23 protein-coding genes are annotated in these 24,967 nt (G+C 75.4%); 17 read left to right on the top strand and 6 right to left on the bottom strand.

Annotation, left to right across the window (positions count from 1 at the left end; all coding sequences use genetic code 11):
* Positions 1-6 precede the first annotated feature (6 nt).
* The 4 genes from HNR12_RS14185 to HNR12_RS14170 all read left to right on the top strand — a co-directional run bounded on the left by HNR12_RS14185 (position 7) and on the right by HNR12_RS14170 (position 3,367).
* The gene (locus HNR12_RS14185; protein ID WP_179767928.1) at positions 7-948 is read left to right on the top strand and encodes a LysR family transcriptional regulator; all 942 of its coding nucleotides are present in this window, start codon (positions 7-9) and stop codon (positions 946-948) included.
* A 70-nt stretch (positions 949-1,018) separates the two neighbouring features.
* Positions 1,019-1,654: a histidine phosphatase family protein gene (locus HNR12_RS14180; protein WP_179767927.1), complete on the top strand. Its 636-nt coding sequence runs from the start codon at positions 1,019-1,021 to the stop codon at positions 1,652-1,654.
* 432 nt (positions 1,655-2,086) lie between these two features.
* Positions 2,087-2,185, top strand: coding sequence for a 30S ribosomal protein bS22 (locus HNR12_RS14175; RefSeq protein ID WP_013155353.1), 99 nt, complete (start codon positions 2,087-2,089; stop codon positions 2,183-2,185).
* 165 nt (positions 2,186-2,350) lie between these two features.
* Positions 2,351-3,367 carry an NAD-dependent epimerase/dehydratase family protein gene (locus HNR12_RS14170; protein WP_179767926.1) on the top strand — a complete coding sequence of 339 codons (1,017 nt, stop codon included), beginning with the start codon at positions 2,351-2,353 and terminating at the stop codon, positions 3,365-3,367.
* Between the two features lie 97 nt (positions 3,368-3,464).
* On the opposite strand, the gene HNR12_RS14165 is transcribed toward HNR12_RS14170, so the two are convergent.
* Positions 3,465-4,397 carry an HAD family hydrolase gene (locus HNR12_RS14165; protein WP_179767925.1) on the bottom strand — a complete coding sequence of 311 codons (933 nt, stop codon included), beginning with the start codon at positions 4,395-4,397 and terminating at the stop codon, positions 3,465-3,467.
* A 184-nt stretch (positions 4,398-4,581) separates the two neighbouring features.
* On the opposite strand from HNR12_RS14165, the gene HNR12_RS14160 reads away from it, so the two are divergent.
* From HNR12_RS14160 to HNR12_RS14125, 8 genes are all read left to right on the top strand, one after another.
* Positions 4,582-5,796, top strand: a complete 1,215-nt coding sequence (locus tag HNR12_RS14160) for a putative quinol monooxygenase (RefSeq protein WP_179767924.1) — start codon at positions 4,582-4,584, stop codon at positions 5,794-5,796.
* A gap of 242 nt (positions 5,797-6,038) precedes the next feature.
* Positions 6,039-6,731, top strand: coding sequence for an LmeA family phospholipid-binding protein (locus tag HNR12_RS14155; protein ID WP_179767923.1), 693 nt, complete (start codon positions 6,039-6,041; stop codon positions 6,729-6,731).
* A gap of 6 nt (positions 6,732-6,737) precedes the next feature.
* On the top strand, positions 6,738-7,109 hold the full coding sequence (locus tag HNR12_RS14150; RefSeq protein ID WP_179767922.1) for a TlpA family protein disulfide reductase: 372 nt from the start codon (positions 6,738-6,740) through the stop codon (positions 7,107-7,109).
* Positions 7,110-7,648: 539 nt separating this feature from the next.
* Positions 7,649-8,488 carry a sulfurtransferase gene (locus tag HNR12_RS14145; protein WP_179767921.1) on the top strand — a complete coding sequence of 280 codons (840 nt, stop codon included), beginning with the start codon at positions 7,649-7,651 and terminating at the stop codon, positions 8,486-8,488.
* Positions 8,489-8,546: 58 nt separating this feature from the next.
* The gene (locus HNR12_RS14140) at positions 8,547-8,855 is read left to right on the top strand and encodes a DUF1416 domain-containing protein (protein ID WP_179767920.1); all 309 of its coding nucleotides are present in this window, start codon (positions 8,547-8,549) and stop codon (positions 8,853-8,855) included.
* A 225-nt stretch (positions 8,856-9,080) separates the two neighbouring features.
* Positions 9,081-11,051 (top strand): hypothetical protein, encoded by a 1,971-nt coding sequence (locus HNR12_RS14135; RefSeq protein ID WP_308251344.1) that lies wholly within the window; start codon positions 9,081-9,083, stop codon positions 11,049-11,051.
* Between the two features lie 298 nt (positions 11,052-11,349).
* The gene (locus HNR12_RS14130) at positions 11,350-12,606 is read left to right on the top strand and encodes a MurT ligase domain-containing protein (protein WP_179767919.1); all 1,257 of its coding nucleotides are present in this window, start codon (positions 11,350-11,352) and stop codon (positions 12,604-12,606) included.
* Between the two features lie 12 nt (positions 12,607-12,618).
* On the top strand, positions 12,619-13,329 hold the full coding sequence (locus HNR12_RS14125) for a type 1 glutamine amidotransferase (protein ID WP_179767918.1): 711 nt from the start codon (positions 12,619-12,621) through the stop codon (positions 13,327-13,329).
* Between the two features lie 72 nt (positions 13,330-13,401).
* On the opposite strand, the gene HNR12_RS14120 is transcribed toward HNR12_RS14125, so the two are convergent.
* Both HNR12_RS14120 and ygfZ read right to left on the bottom strand, forming a co-directional pair.
* On the bottom strand, positions 13,402-14,178 hold the full coding sequence (locus HNR12_RS14120; RefSeq protein ID WP_179767917.1) for a GIDE domain-containing protein: 777 nt from the start codon (positions 14,176-14,178) through the stop codon (positions 13,402-13,404).
* A 219-nt stretch (positions 14,179-14,397) separates the two neighbouring features.
* Positions 14,398-15,426: a CAF17-like 4Fe-4S cluster assembly/insertion protein YgfZ gene (ygfZ, locus tag HNR12_RS14115; RefSeq protein WP_179767916.1), complete on the bottom strand. Its 1,029-nt coding sequence runs from the start codon at positions 15,424-15,426 to the stop codon at positions 14,398-14,400.
* A gap of 641 nt (positions 15,427-16,067) precedes the next feature.
* Between ygfZ and HNR12_RS14110 the strand changes: the two genes are divergently transcribed.
* The 5 genes from HNR12_RS14110 to HNR12_RS14090 all read left to right on the top strand — a co-directional run bounded on the left by HNR12_RS14110 (position 16,068) and on the right by HNR12_RS14090 (position 22,529).
* Positions 16,068-17,216: an Ldh family oxidoreductase gene (locus tag HNR12_RS14110; RefSeq protein WP_179767915.1), complete on the top strand. Its 1,149-nt coding sequence runs from the start codon at positions 16,068-16,070 to the stop codon at positions 17,214-17,216.
* Between the two features lie 91 nt (positions 17,217-17,307).
* Positions 17,308-18,687: an MFS transporter gene (locus tag HNR12_RS14105; RefSeq protein ID WP_179767914.1), complete on the top strand. Its 1,380-nt coding sequence runs from the start codon at positions 17,308-17,310 to the stop codon at positions 18,685-18,687.
* 55 nt (positions 18,688-18,742) lie between these two features.
* Positions 18,743-20,221 carry a mannitol dehydrogenase family protein gene (locus HNR12_RS14100; RefSeq protein WP_179767913.1) on the top strand — a complete coding sequence of 493 codons (1,479 nt, stop codon included), beginning with the start codon at positions 18,743-18,745 and terminating at the stop codon, positions 20,219-20,221.
* Between the two features lie 96 nt (positions 20,222-20,317).
* A complete protein-coding gene (locus tag HNR12_RS14095) occupies positions 20,318-21,082 on the top strand; it encodes an SDR family NAD(P)-dependent oxidoreductase (protein ID WP_179767912.1) in 765 nt (254 codons plus the stop codon).
* Between the two features lie 124 nt (positions 21,083-21,206).
* Entirely contained in the window at positions 21,207-22,529 is a 1,323-nt protein-coding gene (locus HNR12_RS14090) for an alpha/beta hydrolase family protein (RefSeq protein WP_179767911.1), read from the top strand.
* Positions 22,530-22,551: 22 nt separating this feature from the next.
* Here the strand turns inward: HNR12_RS14090 and HNR12_RS14085 are convergent, their stop codons facing one another.
* From HNR12_RS14085 to HNR12_RS14075, 3 genes are all read right to left on the bottom strand, one after another.
* Positions 22,552-22,986 (bottom strand): DUF3592 domain-containing protein, encoded by a 435-nt coding sequence (locus tag HNR12_RS14085; protein WP_179767910.1) that lies wholly within the window; start codon positions 22,984-22,986, stop codon positions 22,552-22,554.
* A gap of 127 nt (positions 22,987-23,113) precedes the next feature.
* The gene (locus HNR12_RS14080; protein WP_246425079.1) at positions 23,114-24,277 is read right to left on the bottom strand and encodes an alcohol dehydrogenase catalytic domain-containing protein; all 1,164 of its coding nucleotides are present in this window, start codon (positions 24,275-24,277) and stop codon (positions 23,114-23,116) included.
* Positions 24,274-24,756 (bottom strand): acyl-CoA thioesterase, encoded by a 483-nt coding sequence (locus HNR12_RS14075; RefSeq protein ID WP_246425078.1) that lies wholly within the window; start codon positions 24,754-24,756, stop codon positions 24,274-24,276. The genes HNR12_RS14080 and HNR12_RS14075 overlap by 4 nt, the downstream gene beginning before the upstream one ends.
* Positions 24,757-24,967 lie beyond the last annotated feature (211 nt).

The following is a 24,967-nucleotide window of genomic DNA, read 5'->3' as shown; positions in this document are numbered from 1 at the left end:
TGCCGCGTGCTCGACATCGACCGCCTCCGGGCGCTCAACGCCATCTCCGAGTACGGGTCGGTCAGCGCCGCGGCCGACGTCCTCGGAATCACCACCTCCGCCGTCTCCCAGCAGATCGCCAAGCTGGAGCGCGAGACCTCCGCCCGCCTGCTGGAGCGCAGCGGGCGCGGTGTGCGGCTCACCGACGCGGCGCAGTTGCTCGTCCGCCACTCCGAGCGCATCCTCGCGCTGATCGCCGAGGCCGAGGCCGACCTTGAGGCCCAGCTCGGCAGCGTCGCCGGGCGGCTGAGCATCGCCGCCTTCGCCACCGCCGCGCGCAGCGTCCTGCCCCCCGCGCTGCGCGACCTGGCCGCCCGCTACCCCAACCTCAAGGTCCAGATGTTCGAGGCCGACCCCGTCGCCTCCCAGCCCCTGGTCCAGCGCGGCGACTACGATCTCGCCATCGTCCAGGACTGGGTGAACTCCCCGCTTCCCGTGCTCGACGGCACCGAGCGGCTGCACCTGTTCGACGACCCCGCCGAGATCGCGCTGCCGGCCGACCACCCCCTCGCCGACCGGGCCGAACTCGCCCCGGGCGAGCTCGTGGACGAGGACTGGATCGTCGCCCCGCAGGGCACCATCTGCTTCGAGTGGCTGTGCGACACCCTCCGGCGTGCGGGGGTGGAGCCGCGCGTGGCACACTACGCGACCGAGTACCCCACCCAGATCGCGCTGGTGGCCGCCGGCCTGGGCCTCGCCGTGCTGCCGCGCCTGGGCCGCGGGATGCTGCCGCCCGGCGTGCGCACGGTGCCGCTGCGGCCCGTGCTCGTGCGCAGCGTGTACGCGCTGCTGCGCCGCGAGGCCGGGCGGCGGCCCGCCGTGCGGGCCGCCGTGGCGGCCCTGCGGTCCACGGTCGATAAGTTGGATGACGGTACGCGGACCTTGGACGCCACGTCAGCGCCCGTCTAGGCGGCGGCAGCCGCAGCCGCCGGGGCCCGCGCCGTCCAGCGAACGTACGGAAGGAATCGGTCGCGCGAACATGAGTACGACCACCGTTGTCCACCTCCTCCGGCACGGCGAGGTGCACAACCCCAAGGGGATTCTCTACGGCCGCCTGCCGGAGTTCCACCTCAGTGAGAACGGTGTCCGCATGGCGGGTCTCGCGGCCGAGTGGTTCACCGGGCGCGACATCGCCGCGCTGTACTCCTCGCCGCTGGACCGCGCCAAGGAGACCGCGCAGCCCGTGGCCGACGAGTTCGGTGTGGCCATCCGGCTGGACGAGCGGCTGATCGAGGCCGGCAACACGTTCCAGGGCATGACCCTCACCTCGCGCTCCATGCGCGACCCCGAGGTGCTGCGGCGGCTCTACAACCCGTTCCGGCCCTCCTGGGGCGAGCCTTACTCCCGCATCGTCGCCCGCATGGTCGACATCATCAAGGTGGTGCGCAAGGAGGCGTGGGGCCGCGAGGCCGTGTGCGTCAGCCACCAGCTCCCCATCTGGATGGCCCGCCGCGCGGCCGAGCGCAAGCGGCTGTGGCACCGCCCCGACCGGCGGCAGTGCAACCTCGCCAGCATCACCTCGCTGACCTTCGAGGACCACCGGCTGGTCAGCGTGGGCTACACCGAGCCGGCGGCCGAGCTGTACCGCAAGGGCCCGGCCATGCCCGGCGCCTGACCCGCCGCCCCGCGCGCCGCCGACGGCCGTCCCGCCCCGCCCCGCGGGAGCCGCCGTCCGGTCCGTGTCGGCGCCGTCTCCGCCCGGACGGCTCCACCCCGCCCGGTCCCGCCGCCCCCGCGCCCGGACCGGCTCCACGCGCCCGGCCCCGCCGGCACTCTCCGCCCGGCTCCGCCGCGCCCCGACCCGCCGTCCCCCGAGGGGCGCCCCGCGACCCCCGTTGCGCGGCCTGTGCGGCCTCCCCTTGTGCGAGGCGGTAGGCTGGTCCAACGGGTGCGGCGTTTCATCGGCACGCGGCCGCCGCGTGCCCGCCCCCGGGCGACAACCTCGCCGCACTCCCTCCGTCGGCTCACCTCGCGGGCCGCGCCATGCGCGCCCGGCCCGGTGTGCCGTCGTGTCATGTGATTCGAACGTAGGCGAGAGGTGAACCGTATGGGTTCCGTCATCAAGAAGCGCCGCAAGCGCATGGCGAAGAAGAAGCACCGCAAGCTGCTCAAGAGGACCCGCGTCGCGCGCCGCAACAAGAAGTAGCCGAGCCTTCGGCATCGGGTAGGGCAGTCTCTCCGCCGACACCGACCGCGGCGGTCCCGGTCCGCACGGTCCGCTCGGTCCGCTCGGTCCGCGGCGGCACGGTCGACGCGGAGACACCTCCCGCCCCTCCAGCGCAATCCCCCCCGACTCGTGGAGGCGTGTGGCATGGGCCGCGTCGTACTGATCACCGGAGTCTCCCGCTACCTGGGCGCCCGGGTGGCCGAGGCCATGCAGACCGAACCCGGAGTCGACCGGGTCGTCGGGGTCGACCCCGTCGCCCCCCGGCACCCGCTGGGCCAAACCGACTACATCCAGGCCGACCTCCACGACGGCGGTATCGGCCGCGCCGTCCTCGAATCCGGGGCCGACACCGTGCTGCACCTCGGCCTCACACCGTCGGCGCGGCACGCCGGCAGCCGGGCCGCCGCGGCGCACTCCAACGTCCTGGGCACGATGCAGCTCCTCGACGCCTGCCAGCGCTCGGAGTCCCTCCGGCGCCTGGTCGTGCGCTCCAGCGCGGCCGTCTACGGCCAGTCCGACCAGGACCCGCTGCTGTGCACCGAGGACCGCGCCGAGCGCGCGCTGCCGCGCTCGGTCTACGCCAACAGCGCGGCCGAGGTCGAGAAGCACACGCGCGGCCTGGCCCGCAGGCGCCCCGACGTCGCCACCGCCGTGCTGCGCTTCGCCAACTTCATCGGCCCCTCGGTCGACACCCCGCTCACGCGCTACTTCGGGCTGCGCCTGGTGCCCACCGTGCGCGGCTACGACCCGCTGATGCAGTTCATCCACGAGGACGACGGCATCGAGGCCGTGCGCCGGATGGCGCTGAGCGACGGCGAGGGCGTCTTCAACGTGGCCGGGTCCGGCTCGCTGCCGCTGTCGCTGTGCCTGCGCCGGGTGGGCCGCCGCCGGTTCGCCGTGCCCGAGCCCGGCCTGCGGATGCTCGGCGGCCTGGCGCGCCGCAGCGAACTGGACTACTCGCCCGAGCAGCTGCGGGTGCTGTGCTACGACCGCGTCCTGGACTTCAGCAAGCTGGAGCGCGCGCTGGGCTGGTCGCCGGCCTACACCTCGCAGGAGGCGTTCGAGAGCTACGCCAGCGAGCGCGGGCGCCCGGCGCGCCGGCGCGGCGCCGGTACGGCCGGGCCGCGCGCCCACAGCACGCGTCCGGCGCTGCCCGCCTGATCCTGGCCGCCCGCCTGGCTCCCGTTCCCGCCGCGCGGCCCGTCGGCTTGAGTCGCCGACCGGGCCGCCGGCCCGGCCGCCCGCGCGGGGCGGCGGCTCAGCGCCGCGCGCGGCGGCGCAGCACGCTCATCGCCACGCCCCCGGCCACCGCGCCCGCGATCGCCGCCGGCACGCCGACCCGCAGGGCGGCGCGGTGCCGGCGGAACTCGTGGACCGGCCAGCCCCGCTCGATGGCGTGGTCGCGCAGCGCGGTGTCGGGGTTGACCGCGTTGGGGTGGCCCACCGCGTTGAGCAGCGGCAGGTCGTTGCTGGAGTCGCTGTAGGCGGTGCACTCGGAGAGGTCGACGCCCTCGTGGCGGGCCAGCGCCTCGATCGCCGCGGCCTTGGCCGGGCCGTGCAGCAGGTCGCCGACCAGGCGGCCGGTGTAGACGCCGTCGACGGTCTCGGCGACCGTGCCCAGCGCGCCGTCCAGGCCCAGCCGGCGCTTGATGATGTCGGCCAGCTCCACGGGGGTGGCGGTGACCAGCCACACCCGCTGCCCCTCGCGCAGGTGGCGGTGGATCAGCCGGTGGGTGCCCTCCCAGATGCGGTCGGCCATCGACTCGTCGTAGATCTGCTCGCACAGGGTGACCAGGTCGTTGACGTCGTGCCCGGCCACGAAGGCAAGGGCGGCCTCGCGCGCGGCGTTGATCTGCTGGGCCTGCTCGGTGCCGCTGATGCGGAACCGCATCTGGCCCCACCCGAACCGCAGGAGGTCGCGCGTGGTGAACAGGTCGCGCGAGGCCAGGCCGCGTGCGAAGTGGTAGATCGACGCGCCGCGCATCAGCGTGTTGTCGACGTCGAAGAACGCGATGGGGGGAGCCGCGGGCGGCTCGGGCCGGCGCGCGGGCGGAGCGCCCGCCGGCAGGGGCGGGACGTACGCGCCGCTCGGCCGCCCGGTGCCGCGCAGGGCCTCGGCGGCGGCGGCGGCCGACGCTTCCCCGGCGAGGGCGGCGCGGCCACGGTCGTCTCGACGGAGATAACGCCACATGGTTCGAGCCTAGAGCTATCCGCACCACAGGTGTACATCGAGCCGGGAACAGTCCGTGACCGGTGAGGTAACTCACAAGTTAACCGTCTTATTCCGCTCAAAAGGGCAATTAGCAGGCAAAACAGTGCGGCCAATGTCCCGCTCGGTTCACGCCCAGGGCTCCACGTGCAGCATGATTAGCGGGATGGTCGAGGTAGGACTGGCGTTCATCTGCGCCCTGGTGGCGTGGAGCGCGACCGCCGCGCTGATCGCCCGCGGGATACGGGACCCGCGGCTCTTCATGGCTGCCTGGGTGGCCTCGGCGGTCGCTCTCGCGATCGCCCTCAGCGCCGGCTTCCCGGGCGCGCTCCTCGATTTCTCCGCGGCCACCTTCCGCATCTTCCAGATCGGCGTGGGCCTGCTCGGGCCGCTGCTGCTGGCCTGGGGCGCGGTGGAGTACGCCGTGGTCGAGCCGCGCACCCGGTTCGGCACCCGCCTGGTGGTCACCACACTGGGCATCGTGCCGCTGGTGGTGCTCACCATGGACCGGCTGCGCGGGCAGTTCGGCAACGGCTACCCCGCCATGCGCGAGCACTACGACTTCCTCCCCGGTATCGCGCTGGGGCTGGTGCACACCTTCGCCTTCGTGGCGCTGGCCGTGTGCGCCGCGGCGGCCCTGCGCCGGATGGGCGAGCAGCCGCGCCGGGCCCGGCACCAGTTGACGGTGCTGGGCCTTCTCGCGCTCGCGGTGCTCATCGAGGTCCTCGTCAGCCGCTTCGGGCTGGGCATCCTCGGCCAGTTGCTGATGCTCGGCGCCATCGCCGCCCTGTGGACCGGGTTCCTGCGGGCGCTGAACCCGCCGCGCGAGCGCCCCGGCCGGCGCGCGGGGCGCGGCGGCCGGCGCAGGAGCCGCGGCGGCGGTTCCGAGGACCAGGACGGACCCGACGACGACGAGGAGGACGGTGTGTGGGGCAGGCGCCGCAAGCGGGACGACTACGACGACTTTGACGAGTACGACGACTACGGCGACGACCGCGGGTTCGACGGTGCCGAGGGCGAGGGCGGTGGCGGCGGGCAGCGCCGGCAGCGGCTGCGCGGCATCATCACCATCTACACGCTGGCCGAGGGCCGCGCCGAGATGTTCGACGACTACGCCGACGAGATGGTCGAGCAGGTGGCCAGGCACGAGCCCGACACCCTGCTGTTCGCCTGCCACACCGTGCCCAGCGCGCCGCTCCAGCGGATCGTCTACGCCATCTACCGCGACCAGCTGGCGTTCGAGGAGCACGAGCAGCAGCCGCACGTCCTGGAGTTCGCCCGCCGCAGCGCCAACACCGTGGTGGCCACCAACGTGATCGAACTCGCGCTCTCCGGCGCCTCGGCCACCGACAACCTCGCCGGCATGCTGCTGCCCCACTGAGCCGCGCCGCCGGCGGCGGGACCGGCCGTCCCGCCGGGTCGCCCGGTTCCCGCACCGCCCCCGACCGGGTTCATTGGAGTTTGCTGAGATATCGCACCGGAGCGCTGCGGGGCGAATCGGGTGAAGTAACCTTCGTGCAGAGTCCGGGCGTCCCGCGACGCCGCACCACGGCGCCCCCCCCGCTGACCGTATCCCCCGTCCGGACGCCGCGCCGGAACCAACAGGAGCGTACTGGAAGCCCGATGCGTAAGTTCCTCGTCTTCCTCATATTCGTGCTGATCGTGCTCGCCGTCGCCGATCGCGGTCTGCACTACGCCGCGGAGAGCGAGATCGCCTCGCGCGTGGAGCAGCAGTACGAGATGACCTCCGAGCCCGAGGTCACCATCGGGGGCTTCCCCTTCCTCACCCAGGCGATCGGCGGGGAGTACGCCGAGATCCACATCGTCACCGGCGCCGTCGTGGTCGACGACGTCCAGCTGGAGCGGGTCGACGTCACCGCGCGCGACGTCCGGGCCCCCATCGGCGACCTGCTGACCGAGCCCAGCGTGGTGGCGGGCAGCGCCGACGCCCGCGTCATGCTGCCCTACAGCGAGCTGCAGAAGCGGCTGCCCGAGGGGATCGTCATCGAGAACGAGAACGGCAGCCCGCGGATGTCCGGCGACCTCGCCCTGGGCCAGTACAGCGTGCCGGTCTCGGCCGACCTGGGCGTCGCGGTCGAGGAGGGCACCATCGTGGTGACCCCCTCCAACATCGAGGTCGGGCAGAGCCAGTTCGGCGACCTCGGCCTGGTCGAGGACCTGCTGGCGCTGTCGGTCCCCGTGCCCGAGATGCCGTTCGGCCTGCGCGTCACCGACATCCAGGCCCAGCCCAACGGCGTCGAGGTCTCCGCCGAGGCCACCGAGGTGGTCCTCGTGGGCGAGAACCCGCAGCGCTGAGCCCCCGTGCCTGATCCGGTCGAGCGGCCCGCCGCCCCCGCCGCGTCCGGCGGGCCGGCCGGGCGGCCGGACGTCCTCACCGCCGCCGACCTCGGCGCGCCGCTCGGCGAGCGGGCCACGCTCGTGCACTTCTCCTCGGCCTTCTGCCGCCCCTGCGCGGCCACCCGGCAGGTGCTGCGCCAGGTCGGCGGCATGGTCGGGGGCGTGGCCCACGTCGAGGTCGACGCCGAGTCCCGCCTGGAGCTGGTCCGGCGGCTCGACGTGGCGGCCACGCCCACGGTCCTCGTCCTCGACGCCGCCGGCCGGGTCGTCCGCCGGGCGAGCGGCCTGCCCCGCAAGGCCGACGTGATCGCCGCCCTGGGCGCGGCCATCGCCTGACTCAGCGGGCCGCGGCGCACGCGCCGCGCGGAACCGCAGGCCGTGCGGGTGGAGTGAACGAACCCACTCGTGACATCCGTCGCCCCACCCCGTACCATCGGGTGCGTGAGTTCTCCGACAGAGCCGTTTCTGACCAAGCGGCGCGCCGTGGACTTCTGCCACGTCGCCACCGCGCTCTGTCGCGCTTCCCGCTAGAGCCGAACCCCGCGGGGCACCGCCCCGCCCGGAACCCGGCCGCGCCCTCCTGTCCGGCGCCCGGCCCCTTCGACTCCGCCAGCACACTCACCCAGGTGGGAAGCCCCAATGCCGGTCGACCCGCGAGGGCAGCGCACCGCTGCCGTGCCCGCACCCTCCGTACCCGCGCCCGGCTCCCCCGCCTGCCCCATCAGCCCCGCCCCGCCTCCGGGCCGTCCGGCCGTGCCGCCGTCCCGGGGCGGTGCCGCGTCGGTCAGCGCCGGGTGAGGGCGCGCCGAGACCAGCCGAACACCCCGCCCCCGCGGCGGACAACGAGATCAACCCGACGAACCAAGGAGGTTCCCATGAGCCGCTCCGACGTCCTGGTGGACGCCGACTGGGTGGAGGCTCACCTGGACGACCCGAACGTGGTGCTGGTCGAGGTCGACGAGGACACCTCGGCCTACGACAAGGGCCACATTCGCAACGCCGTCAAGATCGACTGGAAGAAGGACCTCCAGGACCCCGTCCGCCGCGACTTCATCGACCGCACCGGCTTTGAGAAGCTGCTGTCGGAGCGCGGTATCGCCAACGACCACACCGTGGTCCTCTACGGCGGCAACAACAACTGGTTCGCGGCCTACGCCTACTGGTACTTCCGCCTCTACGGCCACCAGGACGTCAAGCTCCTCGACGGCGGCCGCAAGAAGTGGGAGCTGGACTCCCGCGAGCTGGTCGAGGCGGTGCCCGAGCGCCCCGCCACCACCTACACCGCCAAGGAGCAGGACACCTCGATCCGCGCCTTCCGCGACGAGGTCGTCGAGGCCATCGGCACCAAGGACCTGGTCGACGTCCGCTCGCCCGACGAGTTCGTGGGCAAGCTGCTGGCCCCCGCGCACCTGCCGCAGGAGACCTCGCAGCGCCCGGGGCACATCCCCACCGCGCGCAACATCCCGTGGTCCAAGACCGCCAACGAGGACGGCACCTTCAAGTCCGACGAGGAGCTGCGGGAGCTGTACACCGAGGCCGGCGTCGACCTGAACAAGGACATCATCGCCTACTGCCGGATCGGCGAGCGCTCCTCGCACACCTGGTTCGCGCTGCACGAGCTGCTGGGCCTGCCCAACGTCAAGAACTACGACGGCTCCTGGACCGAGTACGGCTCGCTGGTGGGCGTCCCGGTCGAGCTGGGCGAGGCGAAGTAGGCCCGACCCGTTCGCCCGCCGGCGAACGCCAAACCGCACTGAGCATGGAGGACACGCTGTGAGCGACAACGGATGCGGCGCACCCGTCGGGGGCGTAGCCCTGGCCGACGTCGACGCCAAGGGCCAGGCGGTGATCCAGGGGGTCGTGCGGCGCGGCGGCGTGCCGCTCAGCGGCGCCTACGCCCGGCTGCTGGACGACTCGGGCGACTTCGTCGGCGAGGTCGCCACGGGTGAGGAGGGCACCTTCCGGTTCTTCGCCGCCGACGGCGCGTGGAGGGTCCGGGTGCTCGCCTCCCAGGGCTTCACCGCCGAGTACGACATCACGGCCGAGGTGGGCAAGGTCATCGACCTCCAGGTCGACGCCTGAGCCGATCGCCCGGCCCGGTGCACCGGTCGCCGGCGCGGACGGGGGACACCCCCGCCCGCGCCGGCGTTTTTCATCGGGCGGCGGAGCGGATGGCGCACTTTGCGGCAAAGCCGTGACAACTCGGCAACCGCCTGACAACATCTCCAGGTAGTCTCCCCAGATCTCCGCATGCAACGCGATGCCGACCCGGACGCCCCCGGCAGGCCGGGCAGGAGGTGCTTCGAGGTGGCCGACCCCGCAGCGGGAACGCAGGCGAATCCGACCTCCCTCGGGTGGCGGTACGAGATCCTGGTGCCCGACCCGGGCCCCCCTCCGCACCGCCCGGCGCCGCCCGACCAGATGCGGGTCAGCCGGGAGTGGATCGCCGCGCAGCGGGCCGGCGAGAAGCGCACCAACCGCCCCCTCTACCTCGCGCTCGCCGCGCTGGGCGGGCTGTCGGCCCTCAGCGTGCTGCTGTGGCCGGTGCGGGTCCTGCCCGGGGTGTTCGCGCTGGGGATCTGCCTGGCCTCGGTCGTGGTGGCGCTGCCCGTGGGAGTGGCGCTGCTCCAGGGTCGCCAGGCCATGCGCGAGCGGCTGCGCCGCGAGGAGGAGCGGCTGGCCGCCGAGCGCGCCGAGCGCGAGCGCGACCTGCGCGAGCGCCAGGAGGAGCACGCCCGCGCCTACACCGAGTGGCAGCGGCGCAAGCGGGTCTACGACGCCCAGCCCCGGTGGTACGCGGTGCGCCCGCCCGAGGACGCGCACACCGTGGTGGTGGCCGGCGGCACCGAGGTCGGCTGGTCGGCGCTGCTGGCCACGGTCGGCGCCTCGGTGCTGCGCGTGGGCGGCGACCTCACGGTGGTCGACCTGTCGGGCCGCGCGGTCGCGGGCGAGCTGTGCTCGCTGGTGAAGCGCTCGGCGGTGATCCCGCGCGTCTGGGTGCTGCCGGCCGACCTGCCGCGGATGAACCTGGGCACCAACCTCGGCGCCGGGCCGCGCGCCCGCATCCTGGCCTCGCTGGCCTGCGCCTCCGACGCCAAGGCCGACATCGACGCCGACGAGACCCTGCTGCTGCGGATCTTCGAGGTGCTGGGCCCCCAGATCAGCATCGCCGTGCTCATCGGCGGGCTGCGGGCGCTGAGCACGCCCGAGGACGACCCCGGCACCGAGGGCGACCCCGTGCTCACCCAGCTCACCGCGGCCCAGCGCGCCGAGCTGCGCGCCCGCTGCGGGCGCGACCGCGCGGTGCGGGAGCGCGCCTGGGAGCTGGAGCACCATCTCGCGCCCTTCGAGGGCGTCGGCCGGCGCGCCGCCGAGGAGCCCTACGCCCAGATCAAGGTCATCGCCACCGACCGCACGCTCGGCGACGTCGCGGCGCGCGCCTACGGCACCTACACCGTGGCCGCGCTCAGCGAGCTGCTGGAGCTGCGCGCCACCCGCACCGCCGGCGCCGCCGCGCCGCCCTGGCGGCACACCGTGGTGGTGTGCGGCGCCGACTCCGTGCCCGAGCACGACCTGGAGCGCCTGGCCGAGACCGCGAGCTTCGCCGGTGCGGGCCTGGTGCTGATGTTCCGCGAGATCGGCGACGACACCGCGCACTGGCTGGCGGACGAGGGGCACTTCCCGGTCGTGATGCGCCAGCCGGGCAACGGCGCGGCCGCGCGGGTGCTGCCGGTGCTCCGGGCGCGGGGCGCGGCGGGCGCCGGCACCCGGCCGCCGGTGGTCCGGGTGCACCGGCTGACCGAGGTGATCGCCGAGGCGCTGAGCGGGTCGGTGGCCGACAGCTACGTCGAGGACAGCGCCGAGGGCGTTACCGCGCCGGTGGCCATGCGCAACGCCGCCACCTCGGTGCCGCCGCTGGACCTGGTGCGGCACGTGCGCGCGGCCACCGCCTGGGGGCGCACCACCGCGCAGGCGGCCGGCCTGGACGGCGGCCCGGGCGCCGGCGACGTGCTGGACGACCACCGGCTCGACGCCCACGGGCTGCGCACCCTGCCGCACTCGGCGATGGTCCTGCCCGGCCCTGACGGCCCGGTGCTCGCCGACGCCAACCCGGGCATCGTCACCCTGCCCACCGCCACCCTGGGCACCGTGGAGGAGGCGCCGGAGGCGCCCGTGCCGGAGGATACCGCCGGGCCCGGCGCCGGAGCCGACCCCGATGGCGGCCCGCCGCCCAACCTCGGCCCCCCGCCCGAGCGCCTGGACTGGCGCACGGCCTAGCCGCCCCGGCGCCGCCGCGTCCGGCGGCGCCCCTTCCGCCCCTCGTCCGTCCCGCGCGCCTCGCGCGGGCGCGGTGCTCCGGTGCGCCGCCGGTCCGCTCGGCACCGCCCGGTGCCGTCCGGTACCGCCCTGAAAGGCCCGGTACGGCGGCATCCGGGGTGTTCGCCGGAGTCCGCCCCGTCCGGGCCGCGCGGTGCCGTGCGGTCGCCGGGGCGAATTCCGCGCTCGGACAGGGCAATAGGCTGGTCCCACCGCCTGTTGCGTAGGCAATCCACCCGTATCGAACGTTGTGGGGATCATGAGCGAACTTCCCTTGCGCGCCCAACTGGCCGCGGCTCTGGGCAAGGGCGCGGCCTCGCTGTCCCGGGCCACCGGGCGCGGCGACGGCTCCGTCATCGGCGGGCGCATCGCGCTCAAGGTCGAGCCCGACCTGCTCGCGAAGCTGGCCCGCGGTCGCCGCCTCGCCCTCGTCAGCGCGACCAACGGCAAGACCACCACGACCCGGCTGATCGCGGCCGCGCTGCGCGAGCTGGGGCCGGTCGCCACCAACGAGCACGGCGCGAACATGCCCACCGGGCACATCACCGCGCTGTCCAACGCCCCCGACGCCCGCAACGGCGTGCTGGAGGTCGACGAGAAGTACCTGCCGCGGGTGCTGCGCGACACCAACCCGGCCGTGGTCGTGCTGATGAACCTCAGCCGCGACCAGATGGACCGCGCCTCCGAGATCAACCTCCTCGCCAAGAAGTGGCGCGAGGCGCTGGCGCTGAGCGAGACCCACGTGGTCGCCAACGCCGACGACCCCCTGGTGGCCTGGGCCGGCATGGGCGCCCACTACGCCACCTGGGTCTCGGCGGGCCAGCGCTGGAAGGAGGACTCCTGGTGCTGCCCCGAGTGCGGCGGGCACCTCAAGCGCGAGCCCGACCCCCACTGGGAGTGCCCCGAGTGCGGCATGCGCCGCCCCGAGACCACGTGGGCGGTCGACAACCGCACCGACGCCGTGATCGACCCCTACGAGCAGCGCTGGCCGCTGCGGCTCAACCTCCCCGGCGACGCCAACCGCGCCAACGCCGCCATCGCCATGGCCACCGCCGCCGCCTACGGGATCCCCCCGGAGCGCTCCCTGCCGCGCCTGCAGGAGATCCGCTCGGTCGCGGGCCGCTACACCTCCGTGGTCACCGACGGGGTGGAGGTCCGGCTGCTGCTGGCCAAGAACCCGGCCGGCTGGCTGGAGTCCTTCGCGGTTCTCGACCCGCCCCGGGTGCCGGTGATCCTGTCGGTCAACGCCCAGATCCCCGACGGCAAGGACACCTCCTGGCTGTGGGACGTCGACTACACCGTGCTGCGCGGGCGGCGGGTGTTCGTCATGGGCGAGCGCCGCACCGACCTCGCGCTGCGGCTGGAGACCGACGAGGTCCCCTTCGAGACCGCCGACAAGGTGAGCGACGTCATCACCCGGCTCAAGGCCGAGCAGCCCGACATCACCAAGGTGGACGTGATCGCCAACTACACGGCCTTCCAGCAGATCCGCGCCCACTACGGCCGCGTCCAGTAGCGAGGAGCCCTCATGAGCGACACCAGCAGCGCCCTGCGCATCGTCTGGATCTACCCCGACCTGCTGAGCACCTACGGCGACCAGGGCAACGCGCTCATCCTGCGCCGCCGCGCCGAGCTGCGCGGCATCAGGACCGAACTCGTGCGCGTGCTCTCCAGCGACCCCGTGCCGGTCGAGGGCGACATCTACCTGCTGGGCGGCGGCGAGGACCGCCCGCAGATCCTGGCGGCCGAGCGGCTGCGCTCCGACGGCGGCCTGAAGCGGGCGGCCGAGCGCGGCGCCGCCGTGTTCGCCGTCTGCGCCGGCTACCAGATCATCGGCGAGAGCTACGGCGACGACGCCGACAACCCGCTGCCGGGCGTGGGGATCCTCGACGTCCGCAGCGGGCGCGGCGAGACCCGCGCCGTCGGCGAGATCGTCGCCGACGTCGCCCCGGAGCTGGGCGGCGGGCGGATCACCGGGTTCGAGAACCACCAGGGCCGCACCGCCGTGGGCCCCTCAGCCGTGCCGCTGTCGCGCACGGTCACCGGGATCGGCAACGACGGCCAGACCGAGGGCGCCTACCAGGGCCAGGTCATCGGCACCTACCTGCACGGCCCGGCGCTGCCGCGCAACCCGCACCTGGCCGACCTGCTGCTGCGGATGCGCGTGGGCGACCTCGCGCCGCTGCCGCCGTCGTGGGGCGAGGCCCTGCACCAGGAGCGGCTGGCGGCGGCGCTGTAGCCGCCGCGCGGGACGCGGCCGCCGCTCCGGGCGGCCGCGCGCGGCCCCCGGTACGGCCGCCCGGAGCGGCCCTTAGCCGAGGGTGAGGGCGAGCAGCAGCAGGAGGAGCGCCACCGGCAGCACCGAGAAGCCGACGAACTCCTTGGTGCGGTCCTCGGCGATCAGCTCGCGCTCGGTGTGGGTGGAGACCACCATGGGGGCGTCCTCGTCGCCGATCAGCATGAGGCCGCCGTCCTCGCGCCGCTTGGGGTGGGCGCGCACGAACACGTTGGTGCCCGGGCGGATGACCCACTCGCGGTAGGTGCAGCCGGGCCGCAGCGCGGCGGGGCCGGCCACGGTGGTGCTGGCGGTGCGCTCGGCGCGCTCCTCGATGCTCAGGTGCGGCGGGGACAGCGCGTCGCGGGGCGGTTCGGCGTCGGCCTCGAACCGGTCGTGGACGAGTTCGGCGTCGTCGACGGTGATCCAGTGCGGGCGGCACAGGGCCTCGGTGCCGGAGTCGCGCAGCACGAACGGCTCGTGGGAGTGCAGGTCGAAGACGCGGGTCAGTTCGAGGCGGTCGCCGGCCTCCTCCTCCCAGTGGTGGTGGACCACCTCGACGCGGAACCACACGCACGGCGTCTGGGAGTAGGGGGCGGTGAGCTGGCCGTCGGGGCCGGCCCACGCCTGGGCCAGGACCTCGGCGGTCTCGGGCGGGTCCGCCGCCTCGGCGAGCCGGCCCAGGGTGAAGTTGGGTGTGGTCTGCAGGCTGAGCCGGTGGGCCCGCGCCTTCATGGCGCGCAGCCACAGCCAGCAGCCGAGACCGACCAGGATCAGCGCGAGGAGCTGGAGGGTTACCGCCACGTTGTTCATGCCGCTTCCGCTATCGGTCGAGGGGTGGAATGGCCGTCGGCGCCCGCGGCGCCTTCGTGCGGGGCGCCGCACGCGGGTGGGACCTGGGCAAGGCTACTGAACGCCCTGGCCGGGGCGCGCACCCGGTCCGGCCGGAGGGACGGACGCGGAGAGGGACTACCCGGCGCGGCGGCGGCCACACCCGTGTGCGGGGCGGTGGCGGTCACACCCGCGGGGGCCTCAGACGCCGCGGCGGCGCAGCGGGATGTCGGCGTTGGCGCCGGTGTCGGGCGGCACGACGACCTCCTGGCCGGCCGCGATCCCGTCGACGCTGAACTGGGCGTCGACCGGCACGGTGCGCTTGACCAGCCCCAGCGCGATCGGGCCGAGTTCGTGGTGGCGCGCCGAGGACCCGGCCACGCCCACCTGCCGGCCGTCCAGTTCGATGGCGGCGCCGCGCTCGGGCAGCCGTTCGGCCATGCCGTCCAGGTGCAGCAGCACCAGCCGGCGCGGGGGCCGGCCCAGGTTGTGCACGCGGGCCACGGTCTCCTGGCCGGGGTAGCAGCCCTTGTCCAGGTGGACGGCCGAGCCGACCCAGCCCATCTCGTGGGGGATGGCGCGGTGGTCGGTGTCGAAGCCCAGGCGGGGCCGGTGCGCGGCGATGCGGGCGGCCTCGTAGGCCCACAGGCCCACGGCGCGCACGCCGGAGTCGCTGAGCGCGGCGGCGACCGGAGCCAGGGAGTCGGCGGGCAGGAAGAGGTCTGTCTCGTCGGCGGCGCGCCGCACCGGGACCTCGGTGCCCAGGTCGGGCACCGCGGCCAGGGCGGAGTCGCGGTCGGGGCCGGCCAGGGTGAGCACCGCGCGGGAGTCGCTGAGGTCCTCGACCTCGACCCGCAGCAGGAACCGCATGGAGTCGAGGAAGGCGGCGAGTTCGGCCGCGGCTCCGGGCTCGGTGTGCGCCCACACGGCGGTGCCGTCCTCGACGATCGACAGGTGGAAGCGGATGTGCCCCTTGGAGTCGAGGACCAGGGCCTCGGTGGCGGTGCCGGGGGCGGCTCCGGTGAGCGCCTGGCTGGTGAGGCTGTGCAGCCAGCTCAGGCGGTCGGGGCCGGAGACGCGCACGACGCCGCGGTTGCCGCGGTCGACCCACCCCGCCGAGCGCTCCAGCGCGCGGCCCTCCTGCGCGGGTTCGCCGTAGTGCGCGGCGACGTCGGAGTCGGGGGAGGCGGCGGCCACGGCGCCGGGGCGCGTCAACAGCGGCGAAGTCATACTCCCGATGGTATGCGCCGCACCGCGCCCGGGGACGGCCGGGCGCCCCCGCCGTGCGGTGCCTTTCCGCACGGCGGGGGCGCGTGCGGAAAGGCACCGCAAAAAACATTTGCCCCGCTCGGCACGCGGGTCGTACTGTCGGAGCCACGCAGGAAAGGAGGTGGTCCTGACAGTGAAGACGCTTAGGACTTGCGAGGTGTCCGTCCGCTAGGGCGACACGAGTGATCGGTTCGCCCTGGCGAATCCACATCGGACACCCGGATCCCCGGGCGCCGGACCTTGTCCAGCCGGCAGGCCCCGCACAAGGCGCGGAGCCAAGCCCGGGGGTCTGTCCTGTCCGCGGCCGCGCCGCCCCTTCCGAGGGCCGCGCCCGCCGCGTTTTCCTTTTCCCGGCTCCGCCCGCCGCGGCCGCGATCAGTCGCAGCGCCCCCCTGACCTCGGGCCCTTCCCCGTCGGGGGAGTACGGTGCGCCGTTGGGCACACGTCGCTGTGACCCCCTTCACATGTCCGCACATCTGTGCCACCATGCAGGGCAACGCAATGGAATGCCGTTCCGTTCAACGGAACGCATGGGGAGCGCCCACGTGGCCAGGGGAGGAAGCGTGCACAACGGGGGGCGGGCGCCGGCCGGCGCCGGATGGATGGACACCGGCACAGCGGGCGGCCTCGACGCCGAGGCCCGGCCGCGCGTGGTGGCCGCCGCGGAGCTGACCGCCATGGCGGAGTCGGCGCTGGCGCACCTGGGCGCGCCGCCGGACACCGCCCGCGCGGTGGCGGCCTCTCTGGTGGAGGCCAACCTGGTGGGCCACGACTCCCACGGGATCCGGCGGCTGCCCATCTACGCGCGGGCCGTGCGGCTGGGGCGCATCGACCCCGCCGCCCGGCCCGAGGTCGCCGGCCGCGACGGCGCGGTCGTCACCGTCCGGGGGCACCGGGCCTTCGGGCAGATCGCGGCCGCCGCGGCCGTGGAGGCGCTGGAGGAGGTGGTGCGGTCCCACGGGATCGGCATCGCCGCCGTCCGCGAGTGCAACCACATCGGCCGCCTGGGCGAGTACGTCGAGGCCCTGGCCCGCGCCGGGCACATCGGGATCGCGCTGTGCAACGTCGACCCCACCGTGGCGCCCTTCGGCGGGCGCGAGCGCCGGCTTGGCACCAACCCGCTGGCCTGGGCGCTGCCCAGCGGCTCCACCGTGCCCGGCGGGGAGGGCGGCGAGCCGGTCGTCATGGACTGGGCCACCTCGGCCATCGCCGAGGGCAAGCTCGCCATGCTGCGCGCCCGCGGCGAGCGCGCGCCCGAGGGCGTGCTGCTCGACCCCGCCGGCCGGGTCTCCACCGAGCCCGGCGACTTCTACGGCGGCGGCGCGCTGCTGCCGTTCGCGGGCCACAAGGGCTACGGCCTGAGCGTGATGATCGAGGCCGTGGGCGGCCTGCTCTCCGGCGGCGGGATCGCCTGCCTGCCCGACTACGACGGCGGCAACGGCACGGTGCTGGTGGGGATCGACCCCGGCCGGTTCCTGCCGCCCGAGGTGTTCCGCGCCCAGGTCGAGGACTTCACCGACGAGCTGCGGCGCACACCCCCGGCCGAGGGGCACCCGGAGGTCCTGGTGCCCGGCGACGTCGAGCGGCGCACGCGCGCCGAGCGTACCGCCGCGGGCATCCCGGTGCCCGCCTCGGCCTGGAACGACCTGGTCGCCCTGCTGCCCCCCGGAGCCGCCGCACGCGGGGCCGGCGGCGCGCCGGACGGCGGCGCGCCGCCGTCCGGCGCGGAGGGCCCGCACCCCGGCCGCTGACCGCCGTCCCGGCCCGGCCGCGCGCCGGGCCACCCGGCCTTCCGGCCGCACAGCTGTCCTTCGAAACGGGGGAGAGACGGAGTACACCGCCATGACCGCACACGAGGGGGCGCCCGCCCCCGACACCACGGGACCCACCCCTCCCGAGCAGATGCGCCGGGTCGTCCTGGCCTCGCTCGTGGGCACCGCCCTGGAGTGGTACGACTTCTTCATCTACGGCACGGCCGCCGCCCTCGTCTTTAACACGCTGTTCTTCACCGACGCCGACCCGGCGGTGGGCACCCTGGTGGCCTTCGCCAGCTTCGCGGTGGGGTTCGTGTTCCGGCCGCTGGGCGGATTCGTGTTCGGCCACATCGGCGACCGGTTCGGCCGCCGCACCACGCTGGTGATCACCACCCTCATCATGGGCGTGTCCACCGGGCTCATCGGCCTGCTGCCGACCTACCCGGTGATCGGGATCTGGGCGCCGGTGCTGCTGACCCTGCTGCGCGTCTGCCAGGGCCTGGGCGCGGGCGCGGAGTTCGGCGGCGCCTCCACCCTGCTGTCGGAGCACGCGCCGCCCGCGCGGCGCGGCTACTACGGCTCCTACGCCCAGACCGGCGTGCAGATCGGCCTGGTCATGGGCACGGTGGTGTTCCTGCTGGTGGGCTTCCTGCCCGACGAGGCGCTGTACTCCTGGGGCTGGCGGCTGCCGTTCCTGCTGAGCTTCCTGCTCATCGGGGTGTCGCTGTACCTGCGGCTGCGGGTGGCGGAGTCGCCGGTGTTCCTGCGCGCGGCGGCCAACCGCACCACGGTCAAGGTGCCGATCCTGCGGGCCCTCACCCGCTACCCCGGCAGCTTCCTGGTGGGGATCGGCGCGCACATCGCCGACACCGCCGTGGTGTACATCTACGCGACCTTCAGCGTCTCCTACCTGACGGCAACCCTGGACCAGCCGCGCTGGGTGGCGCTGACCGGCGTGATCGCCTTCGGCGTGGCGGTGATCCTGCTCCAGCCGGTCTACGGCGCGCTGTCGGACCGCATCGGCCGGCGGCCGGTGAACCTCTTCAGCGTGGTGTTCACGGCGCTGTTCGCCTATCCGTTCTTCTTCCTGCTCAACACCGGGGAGCCGGTGGTGATCTGGCTGGCGCTGCTGGTCGCGACCACGCTGGGCCTGGCGCCGATGATCGCGGTGCAGCCCGCGTTCTACGCCGAGCTGTTCGGGGCGGGCGTGCGCTACACCGGGTTCGCGGCCTCGCGCGAGATCGGCGCGGCCATCGCCGGGTTCTCGCCCGTGGCGGCGTCTTTCCTGCTGGAGTACTCCGGCGGCGACCCCTGGCTGGTGGCGCTGATGATGGTGGGGGCCTGCGCGGTCTCGCTGGTGGCGTTCCTGTTCTCCCGCGAGACACGCGAGATCGACATCTCCGCCTTCGAGACCAGCCAGGGCAGCATCGTGGGCACCGGGCGCGCCCGGTCCGGCGGGGCCGGCTGAGCCCCCGCACCGGCGCGGTCGCGCCGCAGGCACCGACACGAGGGGAGGCCCCGCCATGGCAGCCATGGCCGGCCCGCCGCGCCTGACCCGGGCCGCGCGGGCGCACCTGCCCGCCGACACCGTCCGCGGCCTGCCGCCCGAGGGGGCGGGGGTGGGGATCGTGCACCTGGGACCGGGCGCGTTCCACCGCGCCCACCAGGCCGTCTTCACCCAGGAGGCCATGGCCGCAGAGGGCGGCGACTGGGCGATCTGCGCGGCGGCCGCCCGGGGCCGCGCCGTGGTCGACGCGCTGCGCGCCCAGGACGGCCTGTACACGGTCACCGAGCGGGCGGCCGACGGCGCCGACCGGGTGCGCGTGGTCGGCGCGGTGGCCGACGCCGTCTCCGCCCGCGACGAGCCCGAGCGGTTCGCGGTGGCCGTGGCCGCGCCCACCACCCACGTGGTCACCCTCACGGTGACCGAGGCCGGGTACCGGCACGACCCGGCCACCGGGCGGCTGGCCGAGGACGACCCCGAGACCGCCGCCGACGCCGCCGGCCGCCCCCCGCGCACCGCCGTGGGCCAGCTGGTGCGCGGGCTGCAGGCCCGCAGCCGCCTGGGCGGCACGCCCCTGACGGTGCTCAGCTGCGACAACCTGCCCGCCAACGGCCGGCTGCTGCGCGGCCTGGTGGAGTCCTTCTGCGCGCTGCTGCCCGAGCGCGAGGGCGGCCCGCTGTGGGAGTGGATCAGCGCGCACACCGCGTTCTGCGGCACCGTGGTGGACCAGGTGGTGCCCGCCACCACGCCCGCCGACGTCGACCGGGTGGCCGCCGCGCTGGGGTACCGCGACACCGCCGCCGTGGTCGGCGAGGCGTACCGCTCGTGGATCATCGAGGACGCCTTCGCCGGCCCCCGTCCGGCCTGGGAGCGGGTCGGCGCACGCTTGGTCGCCGACCTCGCCCCCTACGAGACGGTCAAGCTGCGCTGCGTCAACGCCGTCCACTCCGCGGCGGCGTGCCTGGGCCTGCTGCTCGGCGCGACGACCGTCTCCGAGGCGGTGGGCCACCCCGCGCTGCGGCCGTTCCTGGTGGCGCTGTACGAGCGGGAACTGGCGCCCAGCGCGGCCGCGCACGGCGGCGCGCCGCCCGCCGCCGAGGCGGTGCTGGCGCGCCTGGGCAACCCGCACCTGCGCCACCGCCTCGCCCAGATCGCCCAGCAGGGGGCGAAGAAGCTGCCGCAGCGGCTGCTCGCCCCGGCCGCCGAGCACCTGGCCACCGGGCGCGACCCCCGCCTGGCGTGCCTGGCGGTGGCGGGCTGGGCGCGGCTGCTGCGCCTGCCGCCGGGGGAGCGGCCCGCCCTGGAGGCGGGGTCGGAGGACATCGCCGCCGGGCTGGCGGCCGCGCGCGGCCCGCGCGAGGCGGTCGACCTGCTGCGGGTGCACGTGCCCGCGCTCTCCCAGGGCGGCGGGCGCGACCTGGGCGACCGGGTCGCCGACGCCCTGGCCGGGCTGGAGCGCGAGGGCGCCGAAGGGGCGCTGCGCGCGGCCGCGCCGTGAGCGGGCCGCCCGGCGGCGGGCGGCCCGCTCACGGCCGCCGCACAGCGCCGAGCCACCACGGACGATGACGAACAGGACGAACGAGGAGGGCACGCGATGCGCATCAGGGGAGCCGTGCTGGTCGTGACGGGCGGCGGCACCGGTATCGGGCGGGCGGTGAGCCTGGAGGCGGCCCGCCGGGGCGCGGCCGGGGTGGTGCTGACCTACGCCCGGTCGGCGGGCGAGGCCGAGGCCACCGCCGCCGAGGTGGAGCGGCTGGGCACCCCCGCGCTGGCCGAGCGGGCGGACGTCGCCGACACCGCCCAGGTGGAGGCGCTGGCCGAGCGGGCCCTGGAGCGGTTCGGCCGCGTCGACGCCCTGGTCAACAACGCCGCCACCACCCGGGCGGTGCCGCCCGGCGACCTCGCCGCCCTCACCGACGACATCTGGCGGGAGATCCTGGACGTCAACGTGGTGGGCGCGTTCCGCTGCGCCCGCGCCCTGGAGCGCCCCCTGCGCCAGGCGCGCGGCGCGATCGTGAACACGTCCTCCATCTCGGCGTTCCGCGCCGGCGGCTCCTCGATCGCCTACGGGGTCAGCAAGGCCGCCCTCCAGCAGCTCACCCGCTCCCTGGCCGCCGTCCTGGCGCCCGAGGTGCGGGTGAACGCCGTGGCGCCGGGCACCGTCGCCACCCGGTGGCAGACCGGGCTGCGCGGCGAGGAGGGGTTCGCCGAGTTCGCCCGCCAGGAGCGCGAGGTGATCCCGCTGCGCGCCACCACCCAGCCCGAGCAGGTCGCCGACGCGCTGCTGGGCCTGCTGGAGATGGACGCGGTCACCGGCGAGACGCTGATCGTCGACGGCGGCAAGCACGTGCTGTACTGACGCGCCGGGCGCGCCCGCGGCGCCGCCCGCGCCGGTGCGAGGCGGCGCCGCTATGCCCATCGGGATAGCCGGGCGGCGACGACCGGGTCATGCGCCGCCGGGGCGAGGCCGCGACGATGGCACCATGATCCCGGACTCCACGACCGCGTCCCCGCCCCGTTCGCCCCGCCCACCGCGCCCGGCCGGGCGCGTCCGCGCGCTCGCCTACACCGCCGCGGCGGCCGTGCTGGCGGCCTGCTGCGCCTTGCCCTCCGTCGTCTCCGCCGTGGGCGCGCCCGAACCCGTCGCGCTGCGCCCGCCCGCGCCCACCGGCCCCTACGCGGTGGGCCAGGTGGAGTTGCACCTGGTCGACGAGACCCGGGGCCACCCCTGGGTGGAGGGCGCGAAGCGGCGCGACCTCATGGCTACCGTGTGGTACCCGGCGGCCGAGGACGCCGACGGCGAACCCGCCCCCTACGCCTCGCCGGCCGCCGCGAGCCGCCTGGCCGACGAACTGGAGCAGGTGGGGCTGGCGCGCGACGCCGTGGACTTCGCCGGATCGCGGGCCGGGGCCGTTGCGGGCGCCCCCGTCGCCGCGGAGGCGGGGGACCTGCCGGTGCTGCTGTACTCCCACGGGTTCCGCCAGACCCGCTACCAGGCCGCCGCCCAGCTCGCCGACCTGGCGAGCCGCGGGTTCGCCGTGGTGGCCGTGGACCACCCCTACGAGGCGTCGGCGGTGGAGTTCCCCGACGGGCGGATCGTGCGCGACTCCGTGCCCGGCTCCGACCCCCAGACGATGCGCGAGGCCATCGCGGTGCGGGTGGCCGACATGCGGTTCGTCCTGGACGCCGTGGCCGACCTCGCCGCCGGACGCAACCCCGACGCCGCCGGTCGGCGGCTGCCGCGCGGCCTGGGCGCCGCGCTGGACCCCGCGCACACCGGCATGTTCGGCCACTCGGCGGGCGGGTTCACCGCGGCCGAGGCCCTGCTGGCCGACGAGCGCATCGACGCCGCCGCCAACCTCGACGGCAGCATCGCCTACCACGTCGGCGACGAGGACTGGGCGCGGGCCACGCTCGCCGGCGCGCCGCGCCCCTTCCTGCTCATGGGCGGCGGCACCAGCGGCAGCGGCGGCGAGCCGCACACCAGCGCGCACTCCCCCGACTGGAGGCGGTTCCGCGCCGCGTCCACCGGGGAGTTCACCGAGGTGTACCTGCCCGAGGCCGAGCACATGAGCTTCACCGACACGCAGTGGATCCTGCCCCGGATCGAGGCGCGGCTGCACCCGAGCAGCCCGGCGTGGGAGACCACCCGCACCGAGTCGACCGGCACGATCGACCCCGCCCGCAGCGTGGCGGTGCAGCGGGCCTACCTCGCCGCGTTCTTCACCGAGTACCTGCGCGGGCGGGAGCGGCCCCTGCTCGACGCGCCCTCGGCCGCCTACCCCGAGGCCGAACTGGTCGGCTGAGGCGGCCGGCCCGGCACCGGCGTCACAGGAGCGCCCCCACCAGCAGCCACGCCCCCAACACCAGCCCGAACACGCCGCCGAGGAGGAAGACGACCGCGCCGGTGAGCTGGCTCCAGGCCTCCACGACGTCGGCCCGCTCGGGGTTGCGGGGGTCGTAGGCCACGGTCACCCGCCGGCCCGCCCGGAGCCGGTTGGAGCTGCTGTACACCTGCTGGCGCACGCGCAGGCGGCGGCCCTCGCGGGTGGTGAACTCGACGACGGCGGCGTAGGAGGGCGCCTCACCGGGGTCCCGGCTGACGGCGCGCCCCACGACCACCCCGGGGACCCGCACGCCGCCGCGCCGCAGGCGCAGGATCCGCAGGGCCATGGCCCCGCCCACGCCGGCGAACAGGGCGCCCGAGGCGAGGAGCACGCCGTAGCCGGCGAGGTCGGAGAGCGGGGGAAGGGACACGGGCACCGGGGCCTCCTGTGGGTCGGCCCGGGGGCGGTCGGCCACCGCCCCCGGGCACCCCCTTGGATCCCGCCCGCGGGGCCGCCGGTTCCCCGCGGGCGGGTCCCGGTCCGGCCGCCCGCCGGGCGGCCGGCTACAGCAGCACCACCTGGCGCACGGCCTCGCCCGAGGCCAGGCGGTCGAAGCCCGCGTTGACCTCGGCCAGCTCCAGCCGGCCCGACAGCAGTTCGGTCACCGGCAGCAGCCCGCGCCGGTACAGCGCGATGTAGGCGGGGATGTCGCGGGCGGGCACGCCCGAGCCCAGGTAGCTGCCGCGCAGCGTCCGCTCCTGGGCGGCCAGGGTAACGGCGGGGATCGCCACCGTCCGGTCCGGGTGCGGCAGGCCGACGGTGACCGTGGTGCCGCCGGGCCGGGCCGCCAGGTAGGCCTGGGCCAGGACCTCGGCGCTGCCGGTGGTGTCGATGACCTTGTCGGCGCCGCCCCCGGTCAGGTCGCGGACCGCCGCGACCGCGTCGGCGCCGCCGGGCAGCCGGTCGGTGGCCCCCAGCCGCCCGGCCAGCTCGCGCTTGCCGGTCACCGGGTCCACCCCCACGATCTGCGCGGCCCCGGCCACGCGGGCGCCCAGCAGGGCGGACAACCCCACACCGCCCAGCCCGAAGACCGCCACCCGCTCGCCCGGCCGGATCTCGGCGGCGCGCAGCGCGGCGCCCACGCCGGTGAGCACCGCGCACCCGAACAGCGCGGCCGTCTCGAACGGCAGGTCGGGGTCGACCCGTACCGCGGAGTCGGCCGAGACCACCGTGTACTCGGCGAACGCCGAGACACCGAGGTGGTGCGCGGGCTCGGTGCCGTCCTCGGCGCGCCAGCGCCGTCCGCCGCCCACCAGGTCGCCGGCGTTGTTGGCGGCGGCACCGCGCACGCACAGCGCCGGGCGGCCCTCCAGGCAGCGGGGGCAGGTGCCGCAGGGGGCGACGAAGTACAGCACCACGTGGTCGCCGACGGAGAACCGCGACTCGGTACCCGGCCCGAGCGCGGCGACCTCGCCGGCGGCCTCGTGGCCCAGCACCATCGGCACCGGGCGGGGCCGGTCGCCGTTGACCACGGACAGGTCGGAGTGGCACAGCCCGGCCGCGCGGACGCGCACCAGCAGTTCGCCGGGTCCGGGCGGGCGCAGGCCCAGTTCGCGCACCCGCAGCGGGCGCGACCGCGCGTAGGGGGCGGGGGCCCCGATCTCGTGCAGCACGGCGGCCCGGACGGCCATGCCGTCGGCGCCGGTCCGGGGGGCGGCGGCGCTCATCGGTTCCTCCGCAGCTTCTCCAGGGCGGTGCGCAGCCGGCCCTCGACGGGCACCGGCCGCCGGGTGCGGCGGTCGCAGAAGACGTGGACGAAGTGGCCCTCGGCGACCCGGGTGCGCCGGTCGCTCCGGTACAGGCCCAGCTCGTAGCGCACCGACGACGTGCCCAGGTGGCCCACCGACAGCCCCACCGCCAGCGTCTCGGGGAACCCGGCCTCGGCGGTGTAGACGCAGTGCGACTCCACGCACATGCCGATCACCGGGCCCTCGCGGTAGTCCAGGCCGCCCTGCTCCACCAGCCAGGTGTTGATGGCGGTGTCCATGAACGCGTAGTGCACCGTGTTGTTCATGTGGCCGTAGGCGTCGTTGTCGGCCCAGCGGGTGGGGATCTCCTGCCAGTGCGCGTAGTCGGGCGGTGCGGGCGCCGCGTCGGCGGGCCGGGGCGCCCTGCCCCGGCCGGGGTCCTGGTCGGCCGCGTTCAACCGTCCACCTCCGTGTCGTGCGGGGCGCCGGGCGGCGCCTGTGCATACCGCTCGGTATGTAACCGTAGCGGCCCGGCGCCGCCGCGCCGCGCGCGGGGCACCGGCCGCGCCGCGACGCCCGTGCCGCAGGGGGATCCGGCGCCGGGCGCACTTGACGCGGAGTGTGCGGCGACGGCAAGATTCGTGGGCTGGTGTGTCCCGGACCGGGCGA

Source organism: Streptomonospora nanhaiensis, assembly GCF_013410565.1.
GTDB classification, from domain to species: Bacteria; Actinomycetota; Actinomycetes; order Streptosporangiales; family Streptosporangiaceae; genus Streptomonospora; species Streptomonospora nanhaiensis.
This window is presented reverse-complemented; position numbering and strand designations above follow the sequence as displayed.